Genomic DNA, 16,745 nt, shown 5'->3' with positions numbered 1-16,745 from the left:
GGGGGAACGAGGGGTCGATGCACTGGTATCTCGTGGGGTTCGCCGCGCTGATCGTCACCGCACAGGCCGGACTCGGGATCGCGGCCATCACGCTGGACCGGGTGCCGCCGTGGCTCCGCCGCCGGGTCCTGCGGCCGAAGCTGTGGGGAGGGGGCGCGCTGGCCGGGGCCGTGGGCATGTCCCTGTTCCTGTTCCTGGGACCGTTCCACGGGCCCGACGCCGACCTGACTCCCTACGCCATGGGCGGGATCGCCCTGTTCGTCGCGAGCCTGGTGTTCCAGACGCTGGGGCAGCGCCCGGGCCGCGAGACCGTCCCGCCGGACACCCGACTGCGCTGACAGGCGGGCAGGACCCGCTGTGGCGGCCGGACGCGTCGTGGCGGACAGGACGCGTGGCCGACGGCCGGACGCGCCGTGACGGCCGACGCCTGACCGACGGCAGGACGAGTGACGACGGCCGGACGCGTGACGACAGGGGACGGCGCTTGGCCCTCGCCTACGTCCGCCGCCTGCCGATCTTCGAGCCCAGCCACACGACCGGGTCGTACTTGCGGTCGACGGCCCGTTCCTTCAAGGGGATCAGCGCGTTGTCCGTGATCTTGATGCCCTCGGGGCAGACCTCCGTGCAGCACTTGGTGATGTTGCAGTAGCCGAGGCCGTGTTCGTCCTGTGCCGTGCGTTTGCGGTCGAGGCCGGAGTCCTCCGCCGCGTCCAGCGGGTGCATGTCCAGCTCCGCCACCCGCATCAGGAAGCGCGGTCCGGCGAACGCCGGCTTGTTCTCCTCGTGGTCACGGACGACATGGCAGGTGTCCTGGCACAGGAAGCACTCGATGCACTTGCGGAACTCCTGCGACCGGTCGACGTCCTCCTGCATCATCCGGTACTCGCCGGGCCCGACACCGGCGGGCGGCACGAAGGCGGGGACCTCCCGCGCCTTGTCGTAGTTGAAGCCGACGTCGGTCACCAGATCCCGTACGACCGGGAACGCGCGCAGCGGTGTGACGGTGATCGTCTCCTCGCGGGTGAACACCGACATCCGCGTCATGCACATCAGCCGCGGCCGGCCGTTGACCTCGGCCGAGCACGAACCGCACTTGCCCGCCTTGCAGTTCCAGCGCACCGCCAGGTCGGGGGCCTGGGTCGCCTGGAGCCGGTGGATGATGTCCAGCACCACCTCGCCGTCGTTGACCTCGACCTCGAAGTCCAGCAGGCCGCCGCCCTTCACATCCCCGCGCCACACCTTGAAGCGGGCCTCGTAGCTGCTCACGCGTACCGAGCCTCCTCGTACCGCTCCTGCTCGTACCACTCCATGCGGCTGCTCACTCGTACAGCTCCTCTTCGGCGAGGTACTTGACCAGCTCCTCCTTCTCGAAGAGGGCGAGCAGGTCGGGGCGGACGGGCTGGGTGGTCTCGTTCACCAGGTCGATCTGTCCGGCCACCGGGTCGGTGGCCGCCAAACCGCCCGTGGGGTCGGTCAGTTGGCACAGGAGGTTGATCCGCCGCCAGGAGCGCTCCATCGCCGGGTGGTCCTCGCGGGTGTGCCCGCCGCGCGACTCCGTGCGCTCCAGCGCCGCCCGTGCCACGCACTCGCTGACCAGGAGCATGTTCCGCAGGTCCAGGGAGAGGTGCCAGCCCGGGTTGAACTGACGGTGTCCCTCCACGCCGGCCCGGCGCGCCCGTACTCGCAGCTCGGCGAGTTTCTCCAGGGCCTGTTCCACCTCCGCCTCGCGGCGGATGATGCCGACCAGGTCGTTCATGGTCTGCTGGAGTTCCTGGTGCAGGGTGTACGGGTTCTCCGGCGGGCGCGCACCGGGTGCCCGCGCGCCGTCGGCCGAAGCGGCGGGGGCGGATTCCGGGCCCTCGGCGGAGAAGGGCCGCAGCGCCTCCGCGGCGGCCGCGTCGATCTGGGTGTCGTCCAGGGGCGGGCGGGCGCCGTCCCCGGTGAGTCCGGCCGAGTACTCCGCCGCGTGCCACCCGGCCCGCCGCCCGAACACCAGCAGGTCGGAGAGCGAGTTGCCGCCCAGCCGGTTGGAGCCGTGCATGCCGCCCGCGACCTCGCCGGCCGCGAACAGCCCGGGTACGCCGCGAGCCGCCGCCGTGTCCGAGTCGACCGCGATGCCGCCCATCACGTAGTGGCAGGTGGGCCCGACCTCCATGGCCTCCGCCGTGATGTCGACGTCGGCCAGCTCCTTGAACTGGTGGTACATGGAGGGAAGTCGGCGCTTGATCACCTCAGCGGGCATCCGGGTCGAGACGTCGAGGAAGACGCCGCCGTGGGGCGATCCGCGGCCCGCCTTCACCTCGGAGTTGATCGCCCGCGCGACCTCGTCACGGGGGAGCAGCTCCGGAGGGCGCCGGTTGTGGTCCGGGTCCTCGTACCAGCGGTCGCCCTCCTCCTCCGACTGCGCGTACTTCTCCTTGAAGACGTCGGGGATGTAGTCGAACATGAACCGCTTGCCGTCCGAGTTCCGGAGGACTCCGCCGTCGCCGCGCACCGACTCGGTGACGAGGATGCCCTTGACCGACGGCGGCCAGACCATGCCCGTCGGATGGAACTGCACGAACTCCATGTTGAGCAGCGGCGCTCCGGCGAGCAGCGCGAGCGCGTGCCCGTCGCCGGTGTACTCCCACGAGTTGGACGTCACCTTGAAGGACTTGCCGATGCCGCCGGTGGCGATCACGACGGAGGGCGCTTCGAGGACGAAGAAGCGGCCGGACTCGCGTTCGTAGCAGAAGGCCCCGGAGACGCGCTGCCCGTCCTTCAACACCCGTGTGACGGTGCACTCTTGATAGACCTTCAGGCGGGACTCGTAGTCGCCGGTCTCCTTCTTGTCCTCCTGCTGGAGGGACACGATCTTCTGCTGGAGCGTGCGGATCAGTTCGAGTCCGGTGCGGTCGCCGACATGGGCGAGGCGCGGATACTCGTGGCCGCCGAAGTTCCGCTGGGAGATCCGCCCGTCCTTCGTGCGGTCGAAGAGCGCGCCCCAGGTCTCCAGCTCCCAGACGCGGTCCGGGGCTTCCCGGGCGTGCAGCTCGGCCATCCGCCACTGGTTGAGGAACTTGCCGCCGCGCATGGTGTCGCGGAAGTGGACCTGCCAGTTGTCGCCGGAGTTCACATTGCCCATGGCGGCCGCGATGCCGCCCTCGGCCATCACCGTGTGGGCCTTGCCGAACAGCGACTTGCAGATCACCGCCGTACGGGCACCGCGCTCGCGTGCCTCGATGGCGGCACGCAGTCCGGCGCCACCGGCACCGACCACGACGACGTCCCACTCCTGTCGGTCGACCACGGACATCAGGGGGCTCCACCCAATCTAGAAGAAGCGCGGATCGTCGAAGGCGCCGGACGCGACCAGGTACACATAGAAGTCGGCGAGCGCCACGCTCACCAACGACGCCCAGGCGAGCAGCATGTGACGGGCGTTCAGCTTTCCGACCCACTGCCACATCCGGTAGCGCACGGGATGCTTGGAGAAGTGCTTGAGCTTCCCGCCCACGATGTGCCGACAGGAGTGACAGGAGAGGGTGTACGCCCAGATCAGCGTGATGTTGACCAGGAACACCAGGGTGCCGAGGCCCATGTGGCCCCACGCGTAGTGCTCGTCGCGGAAGGAGAGCACGGTGTCGTACGTCAGGATGCCGGCGACGACGAGGGCCGCGTAGAAGAAGTACCGGTGGATGTTCTGCAGGATCAGCGGGAAGCGGGTCTCGCCGGTGTACTTCTTGTGCGGCTCGGCGACCGCGCAGGCCGGCGGGCTCGCCCAGAAGCCCCGGTAGTAGGCCTTGCGGTAGTAGTAACAGGTCAGCCGGAAACCGAGCGGGAAGATCAGGATGATGATCGCGGGGGAGATGCCCCACCAGCTCCCGAACAGATCCGTGTTCGGTCCGGCGCGCATGGTTTCGCACCGCTCCGCCAGACAGGGCGAGTAGAACGGCGAGACGTACGGCGCCGCGTAGTAGTGCGTGTCCGAGAAGGCCCGCCAGGTCGAGTACACGACGAAGGCCAGCAACCCGGCCGCGGTGGCGGCGGGCGCCAGCCACCAGCGGTCGGTCCGCAGATGCGGGGCGGCGATCGCGGCGCGCGTACCGGTTCGTACACCGCCGCTGTTCAGATGGGGTTCCGTACCAGTGGCCAACTTCGCACTCCGGTCGGGTTCGGGGGCGCGCCGGTGTCGAGGGCGCTCAGTGGGAGGGACCGTGGTGCGCGCCGAGACCCTCGTCGTCGGAATCGGTCCACAGGGAGCTGTCGTACGGGATGTCGGAGATGGGCACCAGATCGGGCCGCCGGCCGGACGCGGGTCCAGCAGGTCCGGACGCTGCCGGGAGCCGGGAGGAGCCCGCGGTGGCCTCGCGCAGCAGCGCGACGCTCTCGCGCAGGTGGTCGGCGTCGGCGCGCACGCGGCGCATCTCCAGACCGGCGCCCATGTGCTGTTCCAGGCGCCGCACCGACCGCTGCAGATCGTCGAGGCAGCGCTGGACTGACGTCAGATCGTCGTGCACGGACATGACTTGCCCTCACTTCCGCGGGCCCTGCGGCCCCAGGCGGCAACGTTCATGCGCCTGCGAGTGTTGCGCGTCACACGTACCCGTGTGAAGGCGTGTGCACGGATTGAGGGCTCGCACGCTCCAGAACGCGCCTCGCGCGCCGTCCGTTCTCCCGGCGCGCCTGCCGCCTTCTCCGCGCGCCGTCCGTTCTCTCCGTGCGCCTGGAGCGGCGCGGGGAGAGCGCGCGCCAGGTCCTCACGTGGCCGCAGGCGCGGCGCGACGGGCGCGCCCCAGGCGCGGCAAGGGGCCCGGGACGGGCCGGGCCCCCCGGGGAGAGGCCCCGGATTGCGCCGCACGGGTGGGGTTCCGGATGTCCGTCGACGTGTCGCCGCTTCCGTCCGGCCGGGCTCCCCTTCAGTGGGGCCATACATTCAGATCAGCTCCATATACGGCCAAACGTGATCGGCAGCAGACCTGCCCACGCAGCGGAGCGTCCCCCGGAGGTTGCAGTGATGTCCCACGACGGCGTCGGACTGCGCGCGGTGATGCGCTCGGCCGCATTCCTCACCGCGGGCGTGCTCGCGGTACCCGCCCTGGCCGCGTGCAGCGCGGAGGACGAGGCGGACAGGCCCGCGGCCGCGCAGGACATCGCGCCCGCGTCCCGTGACCAGATCGCCGACGGCGGCACCCTGCGCTGGGCCGTGGACGCCGTACCGGAGACGCTGAACGCGTTCCAGGCGGACGCCGACGCCGCGACCTCCCGTGTGGCCGGCGCCGTACTGCCGTCGATGTACCGGCTCGACGCGAACGGGCGGCCGCAGATCAACCCCGACTACCTGGAATCGGCGAAGGTCGTCGACACTGAGCCCAAGCAGGTCGTGCTGTACAAGCTCAACCAGCAGGCCGTGTGGAGCGACGGACGCGAGATCGGGGCCGCCGACTTCGCCGCCCAGTGGCGCGCCCTGTCCGGCAAGGACTCCGCGTACTGGACGGCCCGCAACGCCGGCTACGACCGCATCGAGAAGATCGAGCGGGGCAAGAACAACCTGGAGATCCGCGTCACGTTCAGCCGGCCCTACGCCGACTGGAAGGCGCTGTTCTCGCCGCTGTACCCCAAGGACGTCATGGGGACCGCGGACTCCTTCAACGACGGCGCGCGACGCAAGCTCAAGGTGACCGCGGGGCCCTTCGCGGTGAAGAAGGTCGACCGCAAGGCCGGCAAGGTCAGCCTCACGCGCAACCCGCGCTGGTGGGGCCACCCAGGCAAGCTCGCCGAGATCGACCTGGTGGCCGTCGCCCGCGACAAGCGGGCCACCGCGCTCGCCGACGGCAAGCTCGATCTGGCCGAGATCGATCCCGCGGAAGCCGAGCGCATCACCCTCGCCGCCCGGCACAAGGACGGTGCCCCGTTGCAGGGGGCCTCCGCGACGGACGGGACGCACCCGGCGGGCGCCAAGAGCGAGACGGACAAGTCCTCGGAGAAGAAGGACAAGTCCTCGCAGAAGAGCGAGAAGAGCGAGAAGAGCAAGGCCGCGGAGGAGGACGGGAAGGCCCGGGCGGACGAGAGCGAGGGCGAGGACGAGGGCGAGGAGAGGAGCGAGGAGAGGAGCGAGGAGAAGAGCGAGAAGAAGAGCGAGAAGAAGAGCGAGAAGAAGAGCGAGAAGGACTCCGCAGGCGCGAAGGGCAGCGAGGCGAAGGCGAAGGAGGCCCGTCGGCAGTCGGCGCTGCGCGACTTCGTGGTCCGCAAGTCCCTCGAACCCGCCTTCACCCAGCTCGCCCTCAACGGCTCCGAGGGCCCCCTCGCCGACGAACGCGTCCGTCGCGCGGTGGCCCGCGCCCTGGACCGCAAGGAACTCGCCCGGGTCGTCCTCAAGCCGCTCGGCCTGCCCGCCGAGCCGGTCGGCAGCCATCTCGCCCTCCTCGGCCAGGAGGCGTACGCCGACAACAGCGGCGCCCTCGGCGACCAGGACACCGCGGAGGCACGGGCGCTGCTCGCGGACGCCGGGTGGGTGCCCGGCGGGCCGGTCAAGGAGCAGAAGAAGACGGAGAAGGCGGCCGGGTCCAAGGGCAAGAAGACGGACACCGACGACAGCCCCGGCGACGGCGGGACGTACATCGTCGGTGAGGACGACAAGCCGTCCGAGGCCGACAGGGAGCTGCGGCAGGACCCCAAGGAGCACACCGGGAAGCAGGAGCAGCAGGCCGGCGCGAGGTCGGGCACGCACACGGACGAGCAGGCCGCCAGGCAGCTGGACAGCAAGCAGTACGCCAAGCAGGGCGGGGTTCCGGGGGCGTACGCGCCCAAGGGGACGGCCGCTCCGGCGGGCGCGGCGGCCAATGCCCTCGCCAAGGACGGCAAGCCGCTGTCGCTCCGCTTCGTCCTGCCTTCCGGGCCGGGCTCGGAGTCACTGCGCGCTGTCGCCGACCGGATCGCGCGGATGCTCCGGGGCATCGGTATCCGTACGGACATCTCGAAGGTCTCCGACGTGAGCTACTTCACGGACCACATCGCCTCGGGCCAGTACGACCTGGCGCTCTACTCGTGGCCCGCCTCCGCCTTCCCGGCCACCGACGCCCGCCCGATCTACGCCAAGCCCGTCCCGGCGGCCGACGGCTCGCTGAGCGTCGAGCAGAACTACACCCGCGTCGGCACCGACCAGGTCGATCAGCTGTTCGATCAGGCGCTGTCCACCCTGGACGCGGACGAGGAGCGCTCTCTCGTCCGCAAGGCGGACGCCCGCATCTGGGCCGCGGCCGGCTCCATCCCCCTCTACCAGCGACCTCAGCTCACGGCGGCGCGCAAGGACGTCGTGAACGCCGGAGCCTTCGGATTCCAGACTCCGGTGTACGAGGACATGGGCTTCCTGAAGAAGGGCGCGCATCCCTCGGCGAGCCCGTCGAAGAGCGGGTGAACGGCCGGGCCCGCGGAAAAGCACCATGCGGGTAGGGGTACGCCGACCTGAGAAGTCAAGTCGCACAGCCCGCATGTCGTCTTTCTGCGGACCCTAAGGTGAGTCCCGTATCCCGTGATGATCACGGGATACGGGCATGCAGGGGGGCAGCCATGTACCGGCGCACGTTCACGACCATGGCGGCGGGTCTCGCCGCGGGTGCACTGCTCCTCGGTGCCACAGCCTGCACCAGCGGCGGGGACGGCCGGGACGAGAAGGACCACGCGGCCGCGACGTGCGCGCACGGCACGTACGCCTGGTCCGGCATCGTGCGCGAGCGGAAGCTGACCGGGCTCGCCGACCCGATCAGGCTGAAGAAGAAGACGGACTCCGTCTCGGTGCCGATCAAGCCGGTGAAGGGCGTCAGCTACAAGCCCCACATGACGTCCACGGGCGCCGGAGTCCTCGCGGCGGACGCCATCAAGGCACTGGGCCGGCATCTCAAGACGGAGGAACCGCTCGCGGACCCCTCGAAGTCGGACGCCGCCGCGCGTATCGCCGCCCGCGAGACCTGCCCGGCCGGTTCTCCGGCGGCGAAGAGCGCCTGATCAAGAGGCCGGGACCGCCTCCGCGGGCCCTCGCGCCCGAGCCTGCGGAGGCCGCCTCCGTCCGGGCCACGTACCATGGGGTAAGGCCGTGGCGTGTTCAGCCCGGCAGGCCCCGCGCTGCGGAGGCCGTCCACTCACTCCGGGAGAAGCGCCTCAATATGGCCACGCGCCACGACATCCGCAACGTCGCCATCGTCGCCCACGTCGACCACGGCAAGACCACTCTGGTCGACGCCATGCTCAAGCAGGCCGGTGCCTTCGCCGCGCACGCCGCCGAGTCGCTCGACGACCGCATGATGGATTCGAACGACCTGGAACGTGAGAAGGGCATCACGATCCTGGCGAAGAACACGGCGGTCAAGTACCACCCGAAGGATGGCGGCGACGTCATCACGATCAACATCATCGACACCCCCGGCCACGCCGACTTCGGTGGTGAGGTCGAGCGCGGTCTGTCGATGGTGGACGCGGTCGTCCTGCTCGTCGACGCCTCCGAGGGCCCGCTGCCCCAGACGCGCTTCGTGCTGCGCAAGGCGCTGCAGGCCCGCCTGCCCGTCATCCTGTGCATCAACAAGACGGACCGCCCGGACTCGCGCATCGAAGAGGTCGTGAACGAGGCGTACGACCTCTTCCTCGACCTGGACGCCGACGAGGAGCAGATCGAGTTCCCGATCGTCTACGCGTGTGCGCGTGACGGCGTGGCCTCGCTGACCAAGCCGGAGGACGGCACCGTGCCGGCCGACAGCGACAGCCTGGAGCCGTTCTTCACCACGATCCTGGAATCCGTCCCGGCCCCGTCCTTCGACGAGTCCGCGCCGCTCCAGGCCCACGTGACCAACCTGGACGCCGACAACTTCCTCGGCCGTATCGCGCTGCTCCGCGTCGAGCAGGGCGAGCTGCGCAAGGGCCAGACCGTCACGTGGATCAAGCGCGACGGCACGATGTCCAACGTGCGCATCACCGAGCTGCTGATGACCGAGGCGCTCACCCGCAAGCCCGCCGAGGTGGCCGGCCCCGGTGACATCTGCGCCGTCGCCGGTATCCCGGACATCATGATCGGCGAGACCCTCGCCGACCCCGAGAACCCGGTCGCGCTGCCGCTGATCACGGTCGACGAGCCGGCGATCTCCATGACCATCGGCACGAACACCTCGCCGCTGGTCGGCCGTGGCGGCACGGGCAAGGGCGCGGACGCCAAGGCCGCGGTCAAGGACAAGGACCGCAAGGTCACCGCCCGCCAGGTCAAGGACCGCCTCGACCGCGAGCTGGTCGGTAACGTCTCCCTCCGTGTGCTCGACACCGAGCGCCCGGACGCCTGGGAGGTCCAGGGCCGCGGTGAGCTCGCGCTCGCCATCCTGGTCGAGCAGATGCGCCGTGAGGGCTTCGAGCTGACCATCGGCAAGCCGCAGGTGGTCACCCAGGTCATCGACGGCAAGGTCCACGAGCCCGTCGAGCGCATGACGATCGACGTCCCCGAGGAGCACATGGGCGCGGTCACGCAGCTCATGGGCGTCCGCAAGGGCCGCATGGACAACATGTCGAACCACGGATCCGGCTGGGTCCGTCTGGAGTTCGTCGTCCCGTCCCGCGGCCTCATCGGCTTCCGGACCGAGTTCCTGACCGGTACGCGCGGTACGGGCATCGCCCACTCCATCCACGAGGGCCACGAGCCGTGGTTCGGCACCCTGACGACCCGTAACAACGGTTCGCTGGTCGCCGACCGCGCGGGCGCCGTCACCGCGTTCGCGATGACGAACCTCCAGGAGCGCGGTGTGCTGTTCACCGACCCCGGCACCGAGGTGTACGAGGGCATGATCGTCGGCGAGAACTCCCGCGCCGACGACATGGACGTGAACATCACCAAGGAGAAGAAGCTCACCAACATGCGGTCCGCCGCCGCCGACTCGTTCGAGGCGATCGTCCCGCCGCGCAAGCTCTCCCTGGAGCAGTCCCTCGAGTTCTGCCGCGACGACGAGTGCGTCGAGGTGACCCCGGAGTCCGTTCGTATCCGCAAGGTCGTTCTCGACCAGAAGGAGCGCGGTCGCACCGCCAGCCGCGCCAAGCACGGCTGATCCGCTCCGGTCCCTCCCAGGACGACTTCGGGCACCCCGCGTTCGCGCGGGGTGCCCGAAGTGTTTTACGGCCGCTGTGCGGGTGCCCGAAGTGTTTTACGGCTGCTGGGCGGGGTGCCCTCCGTGGCACCTGTCGCTCCCTCACCGGCCTGACGCGGGCAGGTGACGGCCGCGTCACAAGGACCGGCGGAAGGGAGGGATGCGGGGGTCGAGGGGCGGGTAGGGAAAACCCTTCATTGTGTGGCTGAGGCCTTCCGGTGTGGCCGATTCCCACTACCCTGCTCACCACGTGGGTCCTGTCGGGCCGCGCCGCACCTCAGGTGCCCCGCGCCCTCACGGACCTACCCGCCCGATCACCGAACGGCAGTCGCGTTCGCCCAGTGGCGGGCGCTCGGCACCGCGGTACGCGAGCACGCTGACGGCGCTCATGCACGCCGACCACGGTGGCCGCAACTCCTTTTTCCGCCCGTTCGTTCGGTATGCGGACAGTCGAAACCGTTAGATGTGTAACAAGTCCGTTTCGCAGGGATCTTTCGGCAAACCCTTTGTCCGGATTTTGGAACAAGTGGGCGCCAGGTGTGATCGAACCGAGACCTTGCGAGTGTGGTCGGGTCCTTGCCCATGGCAGATAGTTAGGCGAGCTCGGATCAACGGGTCACGCTGCAAGCGGCGCCGACTCACGAGCCCAGGGGGCACCCATTTTTCCCGACCCAAGTGGCCGGGGTGTGAGCGGTGTTCCCTCTTGCGGTGAACCAATGGACTCATGAGGAGGAACCCATGCGCGGTGCCAAGAGCGCCAAGTGGGTCGCGATAGCCGCGGTTGTGGCGCTGGGCGCGACCGCCTGTGGTGGTAGCGGCGACGGTGACAGCGGCAAGGACAACAAGGCCGCGGTCGACCCGAACGGCAAGTTCTCGGTCGAGGTGGGCGAGCCGCAGAACCCCCTGCAGCCGGCCAACACCATGGAGTCCAACGGCAGCATTGTCATCAAGTCCTTGTTCTCCCAGCTCGTCGACTATGACGAGAAGGGCAACATCGTCATGGTGAACGCCGAGTCGGTGGACACCAAGGACAACAAGACCTACACGGTCAAGCTGAAGGACGGCTGGAAGTTCCACGACGGCACCCCGGTGACCGCCGAGTCCTTCGTCAAGTCGTGGAACTGGTCCGCGAACGTCAAGAACAAGCAGACCAACAGCTTCTGGTTCTCCGACATCCAGGGCTACGACGACGTCGCGCCGGCGAAGGGCGCCCCGAAGGCCGACACGATGTCCGGTCTGAAGGTCGTCGACGCCACCAGCTTCACCATCACTCTCTCGAAGCCGATCCCGTACTACGTGTACAAGCTCGGCTACGAGGTCTTCTCGCCGCTGCCGGAGTCCTTCTTCAAGGACCCCAAGGCCGCGGGCGAGAAGCCGGTCGGCAACGGCCCCTACAAGTTCGTCTCCTGGGAGCACAAGAAGCAGATCGAGGTCGCCAGGAACGACGACTACCAGGGTCCGAACAAGGCCAAGAACGGTGGTGTGATCTTCAAGAACTACACCAACCTCGAGACGGCCTACGAGGACCTGAAGTCCGGCAACGTCGACGTCCTGCGTCAGATCGCGCCCAAGGACCTGCCGGTCTACAAGGCGGACCTCGGCGACCGTGCCGTGGACAAGGCCTACTCGGCGATCCAGACCATCGCCCCGGCCTTCTACACCAAGCAGTGGAAGAACATCGACCCCAAGGTCCTGCAGGGCCTGTCGATGGCGATCGACCGCAACACCATCACGAAGACCGTGCTCAATGGCACCCGTGAGCCGGCCACCGGCTGGGTCGCCAAGGGCGTCCTCGGCTACGAGCCGAACGCCGGCGGCGACGTCTTCAAGTACGACCCGGCCAAGGCCAAGTCCCTCATCAAGGAGGGTGGCGGCGTCCCGGGCAACAAGATCTCCATCCAGTTCAACGCGGACGGCGGTCACAAGGAGTGGGTGGAGGCGGTCTGCAACTCCATCACCAACGCGACGGGCGTCAAGTGCTCGGGCGACTCCAAGGCCGACTTCCAGGCGGACCTCAAGGCGCGTGACGCGCAGGAGGTCAAGTCCCTGTACCGCAGTGGCTGGGTGCTGGACTTCCCGATGAACTCCAACTTCATCCGTGACCTGTTCGGCAGCAAGTCGGACGGCAACCAGAGCGGCTTCTCCAACAAGAAGATCGACGCAGCGATCGCGGCCGCCGACAGCGCCGCCACGCTGGAGGACTCGGAGAAGCAGTACCAGGCGATCGAGAAGTCGCTGCCCGAGTACATGCCGAGCATTCCGCTCTGGTACTACAAGGTCAACGCGGGCTACTCGGCCAAGGTCACGGGCGTCGCGTACGCCCAGGACGGCGACCCGATCCTGACCGGCGTTCAGGTCAAGAAGTAACCGCAATCAGCCCGTTAATCCCGGGTGCGGCGCCACGCGCGCCGCACCCGGGGGGACGGCTGCGGCCGAGAGGCCCTTTCCCCATGCGTCGGACGCCGATGCGCGGGGAAAGGGCCCGTCGGCTGCCGCTGTAACTGACATGGAGGCACGATGGGGCGCTACGTCGCACGACGACTGCTCCAGATGATCCCGGTCTTCATCGGGACCACCCTGTTGATTTTCCTCATGGTCTACGCCCTGCCCGGTGACCCCGTGCGAGGGCTCTTCGGTGACAAGGGCGGAAGCCCTCAGGTCATCGCGGCCCTGAGACACTCGTACGGCCTGGACCAGCCGATCCTGGTGCAGTACTTCAATTACATGAAGGACATGATCCTTCATGCCGACTTCGGCACGCAGATAGCCAGCGGCCGGCCGGTCACGGACGTGCTCGGCGAGGCGTTCCCCGTGACGCTGCGCCTCGCGGCGCTGGCCTTCCTCATCGAGATGGTCCTGGGCATAGCCCTCGGTGTCGTCGCCGGCCTGCGCGCCGGACGCTTCACGGACAACGCCATCCTGCTGGTCTCGCTCCTGCTGATCTCGGTCCCGGTGTTCGTCCTCGGCTTCATCCTGAAGGTGGTCTTCGCCTTCAACCTCGAATGGCTGCCGCCGAACGTCAACGACTCCCACAACGTCAACGATCTGCTGATGCCGGCCATCGTGCTGGCGACCGCGTCGCTCGCGTACGTGACCCGACTGACCCGTACCTCGATCGCGGAGAACGTGCGCGCCGACTACATCCGCACCGCCGTCGCCAAGGGTCTGCCGAAGCGCCGCGTGGTGGGCGTCCACCTCATGCGCAACTCGATGATCCCCGTGGTGACCTACCTCGGTACCGACATCGGCGCGCTCATGGGCGGTGCCGTCGTCACCGAGGGCCTGTTCAACATCCAGGGCGTCGGAGGCACGATCTACCAGGCGATCGGCCGCCGCGAGGGCACCACCCTCGTCGGGCTGGTCACGATCCTCGTGATCATCTACCTCCTCGCCAACTTGCTTGTCGACCTGCTGTACGCGGTCCTGGACCCGAGGATTCGCTATGCCTGACCTGACCAAGACCGCCGCGGACAGCGTGGCCGAGCAGACGGTCGTCGCCGTCGATCCCGCGCCGCAGCCGCGGGTGAAGGCAGAGAAGGCACGCAGCCTCTGGGGCGACGCGTGGCAGGACCTGCGCCGCAGCTGGATCTTCATCATCTCGGCGGTGCTGATCCTGATACTGCTGGCGATCACCTTCTTCCCTTCGTGGTTCACCGGCGCCGACCCGGGCCACGGCGACCTCGCCAAGCACTTCCTGCAGAAGCCCAGGTACGGCCAGTTCTTCTCGGCCGACTGGCTGGGCTACGACCAGCAGGGCCGCAGTGTCTACGCACGCCTGATCTACGGCACCCGCGCGTCCGTGGCGGTCGGCTTCGGCACCACTCTCGCGGTGACGCTGGCCGGCGGTTTCGTCGGAATGATCGCGGGCTACTTCGGCGGTCTCGTCGACTCGCTGCTCTCGCGTCTGACGGACGTCTTCTTCGGCATCCCGTTCCTGCTCGGCACGATGGTCATCTTGAACTCCTTCCCGGAGCGCACGACCTGGGTCGTCATCGGGGCGCTGAGCTTCTTCGGATGGACACAGATCGCCCGCGTCATGCGCGGTGCGGTGATCACCACCAAGCAGGCCGACTACGTCCACGCCGCCAAGGCCCTGGGCGCGAGCACCCCGCGGATCATGCTCCGGCACATCCTGCCGAACACCATGGCCCCGGTGATCGTCGTCGCCACCATCTCGCTCGGCATCTACATCTCCGCCGAGGCGACCCTGTCGTACCTGGGCCTGGGCCTGAACGGCGTCTCGTGGGGCAACGACATCTCCGACGGCGGCGCCCAGATCCGTGTCGCCCAGTGGATCATGCTCTACCCGTCGATCATGCTCATCACCACGGTGCTGGCATTCATCATGCTCGGTGAGGCCGTCCGCAACGCCCTCGATCCGAAGCTGCGCTGAGGGAGGCGTACGTGACCATCATCCTAGACAACGCCCCGGTGCCTGCTCCGCGTGACGGAGGCGACGACGGCCCGCTGCTCGAAGTGCGTGACCTGCACGTCGAGTTCCACACCCGCGAGGGCGTGGCGAAGGCCGTCAACGGTGTCAACTACAGCGTCAGCGCGGGCGAGACGCTCGCCGTGCTCGGTGAGTCCGGCTCCGGCAAGTCGGTGACCGCCCAGGCCATCATGGGCATCCTCGACATGCCGCCGGCCAGCATCCCGCAGGGCGAGATCCTCTTCCGCGGCCAGGACATGCTCAAGATGTCCAACGAGGAGCGGCGCAAGATTCGCGGCCAGAAGATCGCCATGATCTTCCAGGACGCGCTCAGCTCGCTCAACCCGGTTCTGTCCGTCGGCTACCAGCTCGGCGAGATGTTCCGGGTGCACCAGGGCCTCTCCAAGAAGGAGGCCAAGGCCAAGTCGATCGAGCTGATGGACCGGGTGAAGATCCCGGCCGCCGCGGCCCGAGTGAACGACTACCCGCACCAGTTCTCGGGCGGTATGCGCCAGCGCATCATGATCGCGATGGCGCTGGCCCTGGAGCCGGACCTGATCATCGCCGACGAGCCCACCACGGCGCTCGACGTGACGGTCCAGGCCCAGGTCATGGACCTGCTGGCGGACCTTCAGCGCGAGTACAACATGGGTCTGATCCTGATCACCCACGACCTCGGCGTCGTCGCCGACGTCGCGGACAAGATCGCGGTGATGTACGCGGGCCGGATCGTGGAGCGCGCCCCGGTCCACGAGCTGTACAAGCGCCCGGCGCATCCGTACACGAGGGGTCTGCTGGACTCGATCCCGCGCCTGGACCAGAAGGGCCAGGAGCTGTACGCGATCAAGGGCCTGCCGCCCAACCTGCTGCACATTCCGGCCGGTTGCGCCTTCAACCCGCGCTGCCCCAAGGCCCAGGACATCTGCCGCACCGAGGTGCCGACGCTGCTCCCGGTGAGCGAGCAGGACGGTACCGAACTGGTCGGCCGCGGTTCGGCCTGCCACTTCTGGAAGGAGACGATCCATGGCTGAGCTCAGCAAGAACGACGAGCAGGAGGCCACTCCGAACGTCTCCGAGGTGGAGGTCGTCGACGCCCACTCCGAGACGGAGGCGGTCGCCGCGATCGAGGCCCCGATCGACCGGGGTGAGCCGATTCTGCAGGTGCGCAACCTGGTGAAGCACTTCCCGCTCACCCAGGGCATCCTGTTCAAGCGGCACATCGGCGCGGTGAAGGCCGTCGACGGCGTCTCCTTCGATCTGTACCAGGGCGAGACGCTGGGCATCGTGGGCGAGTCCGGCTGCGGCAAGTCCACCGTGGCCAAGCTGCTGATGAACCTGGAGCGGGCCACCGCGGGCGAGATCTTCTACAAGGGTCAGGACATCACCAAGCTGTCCGGACGCGCGCTGAAGGCCGTGCGCCGCAACATCCAGATGGTCTTCCAGGACCCGTACACCTCGCTCAACCCCCGGATGACCGTCGGCGACATCATCGGGGAGCCGTACGACATCCACCCCGAGGTCGCGCCCAAGGGCGACCGGCGGCGCCGGGTCCAGGACCTGCTGGACGTGGTCGGGCTCAACCCCGAGTACATCAACCGCTATCCGCACCAGTTCTCCGGCGGCCAGCGCCAGCGCATCGGCATCGCCCGCGGTCTCGCGCTCAACCCCGAGATCATCATCTGCGACGAGCCGGTGTCGGCGCTGGACGTATCGGTGCAGGCGCAGGTCATCAACCTGATGGAGCGGCTGCAGGACGAGTTCGACCTCTCCTACCTCTTCATCGCGCACGACCTGTCGATCGTGCGGCACATCTCCGACCGGGTCGGCGTGATGTACCTCGGCAAGATGGCGGAGATCGGCACCGACGAGCAGATCTACGACCACCCGACGCACCCCTACACCCAGGCCCTGCTGTCGGCCGTACCGCAGCCGGACCCGGAGGCCCGGGAGCACCGGGAGCGGATCATCCTGACCGGCGACGTGCCGTCCCCGGCCAATCCGCCGTCGGGCTGTTCCTTCCGTACCCGCTGCTGGAAGGCCGAGGCCCGGTGCGCCGCGGAGGTCCCGCTGCTGGCGGTCCCCGAACGCTTCCTGGCCACGGACTCCCCGGCGTCCCACGAATCGGCGTGCCACTTCGCCGAGGAGAAGGACGTCGTGCACGCGGCGTGACCTGACCCATCAGCACAGAACCGGTGCCCGACACCTCACGAGAGGTGCCGGGC

At 68.5% G+C, this 16,745-nt stretch carries 13 protein-coding genes; 9 read left to right on the top strand and 4 right to left on the bottom strand.

Annotation, left to right across the window (positions count from 1 at the left end; genetic code table 11):
* The first annotated feature begins 17 nt into the window (after positions 1-17).
* Positions 18-338, top strand: a complete 321-nt coding sequence (locus ACFWBT_RS18400) for a hypothetical protein (protein ID WP_385701397.1) — start codon at positions 18-20, stop codon at positions 336-338.
* 157 nt (positions 339-495) lie between these two features.
* Here the strand turns inward: ACFWBT_RS18400 and ACFWBT_RS18395 are convergent, their stop codons facing one another.
* From ACFWBT_RS18395 to ACFWBT_RS18380, 4 genes are read right to left on the bottom strand one after another with little or no spacing between them, the layout of a single operon-like run.
* Positions 496-1,266 (bottom strand): succinate dehydrogenase/fumarate reductase iron-sulfur subunit, encoded by a 771-nt coding sequence (locus ACFWBT_RS18395; RefSeq protein ID WP_385701395.1) that lies wholly within the window; start codon positions 1,264-1,266, stop codon positions 496-498.
* A 52-nt stretch (positions 1,267-1,318) separates the two neighbouring features.
* Entirely contained in the window at positions 1,319-3,295 is a 1,977-nt protein-coding gene (locus ACFWBT_RS18390) for a fumarate reductase/succinate dehydrogenase flavoprotein subunit (protein ID WP_385701392.1), read from the bottom strand.
* Between the two features lie 18 nt (positions 3,296-3,313).
* Entirely contained in the window at positions 3,314-4,135 is an 822-nt protein-coding gene (locus ACFWBT_RS18385; protein ID WP_385701391.1) for a hypothetical protein, read from the bottom strand.
* A 46-nt stretch (positions 4,136-4,181) separates the two neighbouring features.
* Entirely contained in the window at positions 4,182-4,505 is a 324-nt protein-coding gene (locus ACFWBT_RS18380; protein WP_385701389.1) for a hypothetical protein, read from the bottom strand.
* A 491-nt stretch (positions 4,506-4,996) separates the two neighbouring features.
* On the opposite strand from ACFWBT_RS18380, the gene ACFWBT_RS18375 reads away from it, so the two are divergent.
* The 8 genes from ACFWBT_RS18375 to ACFWBT_RS18340 all read left to right on the top strand — a co-directional run bounded on the left by ACFWBT_RS18375 (position 4,997) and on the right by ACFWBT_RS18340 (position 16,692).
* Positions 4,997-7,396, top strand: a complete 2,400-nt coding sequence (locus ACFWBT_RS18375; RefSeq protein ID WP_385701386.1) for an ABC transporter family substrate-binding protein — start codon at positions 4,997-4,999, stop codon at positions 7,394-7,396.
* Between the two features lie 152 nt (positions 7,397-7,548).
* Positions 7,549-7,983: a hypothetical protein gene (locus ACFWBT_RS18370; RefSeq protein ID WP_385701384.1), complete on the top strand. Its 435-nt coding sequence runs from the start codon at positions 7,549-7,551 to the stop codon at positions 7,981-7,983.
* A 158-nt stretch (positions 7,984-8,141) separates the two neighbouring features.
* Positions 8,142-10,055, top strand: a complete 1,914-nt coding sequence (typA, locus tag ACFWBT_RS18365; RefSeq protein ID WP_326785706.1) for a translational GTPase TypA — start codon at positions 8,142-8,144, stop codon at positions 10,053-10,055.
* 777 nt (positions 10,056-10,832) lie between these two features.
* Entirely contained in the window at positions 10,833-12,461 is a 1,629-nt protein-coding gene (locus tag ACFWBT_RS18360) for an ABC transporter substrate-binding protein (RefSeq protein WP_385701381.1), read from the top strand.
* Positions 12,462-12,611: 150 nt separating this feature from the next.
* Complete coding sequence (locus ACFWBT_RS18355) at positions 12,612-13,544, top strand: ABC transporter permease (RefSeq protein WP_385701378.1); 933 nt, start codon at positions 12,612-12,614, stop codon at positions 13,542-13,544.
* On the top strand, positions 13,537-14,487 hold the full coding sequence (locus tag ACFWBT_RS18350; protein ID WP_385701376.1) for an ABC transporter permease: 951 nt from the start codon (positions 13,537-13,539) through the stop codon (positions 14,485-14,487). Before ACFWBT_RS18355 ends, ACFWBT_RS18350 begins: the two co-directional genes overlap by 8 nt.
* Positions 14,488-14,498: 11 nt before the next feature.
* Positions 14,499-15,554: an ABC transporter ATP-binding protein gene (locus ACFWBT_RS18345; RefSeq protein WP_385701373.1), complete on the top strand. Its 1,056-nt coding sequence runs from the start codon at positions 14,499-14,501 to the stop codon at positions 15,552-15,554.
* The gene (locus ACFWBT_RS18340; RefSeq protein WP_385701371.1) at positions 15,547-16,692 is read left to right on the top strand and encodes an ABC transporter ATP-binding protein; all 1,146 of its coding nucleotides are present in this window, start codon (positions 15,547-15,549) and stop codon (positions 16,690-16,692) included. Before ACFWBT_RS18345 ends, ACFWBT_RS18340 begins: the two co-directional genes overlap by 8 nt.
* Positions 16,693-16,745 lie beyond the last annotated feature (53 nt).

This window comes from Streptomyces sp. NPDC060027, assembly GCF_042737005.1.
In the GTDB taxonomy this organism is placed as follows: domain Bacteria; phylum Actinomycetota; class Actinomycetes; order Streptomycetales; family Streptomycetaceae; genus Streptomyces.
This window is presented reverse-complemented; position numbering and strand designations above follow the sequence as displayed.

What these genes read in the sequence shown, in the direction of transcription:
- typA (WP_326785706.1), top strand. Translation starts at nt 8,142, where the DNA reads ATGGCCACGCGCCACGACATCCGCAACGTCGCCATCGTCGCCCACGTC.
- ACFWBT_RS18380 (WP_385701389.1), bottom strand. Translation starts at nt 4,505, where the DNA reads ATGTCCGTGCACGACGATCTGACGTCAGTCCAGCGCTGCCTCGACGAT.
- ACFWBT_RS18370 (WP_385701384.1), top strand. Translation starts at nt 7,549, where the DNA reads ATGTACCGGCGCACGTTCACGACCATGGCGGCGGGTCTCGCCGCGGGT.
- ACFWBT_RS18355 (WP_385701378.1), top strand. Translation starts at nt 12,612, where the DNA reads ATGGGGCGCTACGTCGCACGACGACTGCTCCAGATGATCCCGGTCTTC.
- ACFWBT_RS18350 (WP_385701376.1), top strand. Translation starts at nt 13,537, where the DNA reads ATGCCTGACCTGACCAAGACCGCCGCGGACAGCGTGGCCGAGCAGACG.
- ACFWBT_RS18360 (WP_385701381.1), top strand. Translation starts at nt 10,833, where the DNA reads ATGCGCGGTGCCAAGAGCGCCAAGTGGGTCGCGATAGCCGCGGTTGTG.
- ACFWBT_RS18340 (WP_385701371.1), top strand. Translation starts at nt 15,547, where the DNA reads ATGGCTGAGCTCAGCAAGAACGACGAGCAGGAGGCCACTCCGAACGTC.
- ACFWBT_RS18400 (WP_385701397.1), top strand. Translation starts at nt 18, where the DNA reads ATGCACTGGTATCTCGTGGGGTTCGCCGCGCTGATCGTCACCGCACAG.
- ACFWBT_RS18390 (WP_385701392.1), bottom strand. Translation starts at nt 3,295, where the DNA reads ATGTCCGTGGTCGACCGACAGGAGTGGGACGTCGTCGTGGTCGGTGCC.
- ACFWBT_RS18375 (WP_385701386.1), top strand. Translation starts at nt 4,997, where the DNA reads ATGTCCCACGACGGCGTCGGACTGCGCGCGGTGATGCGCTCGGCCGCA.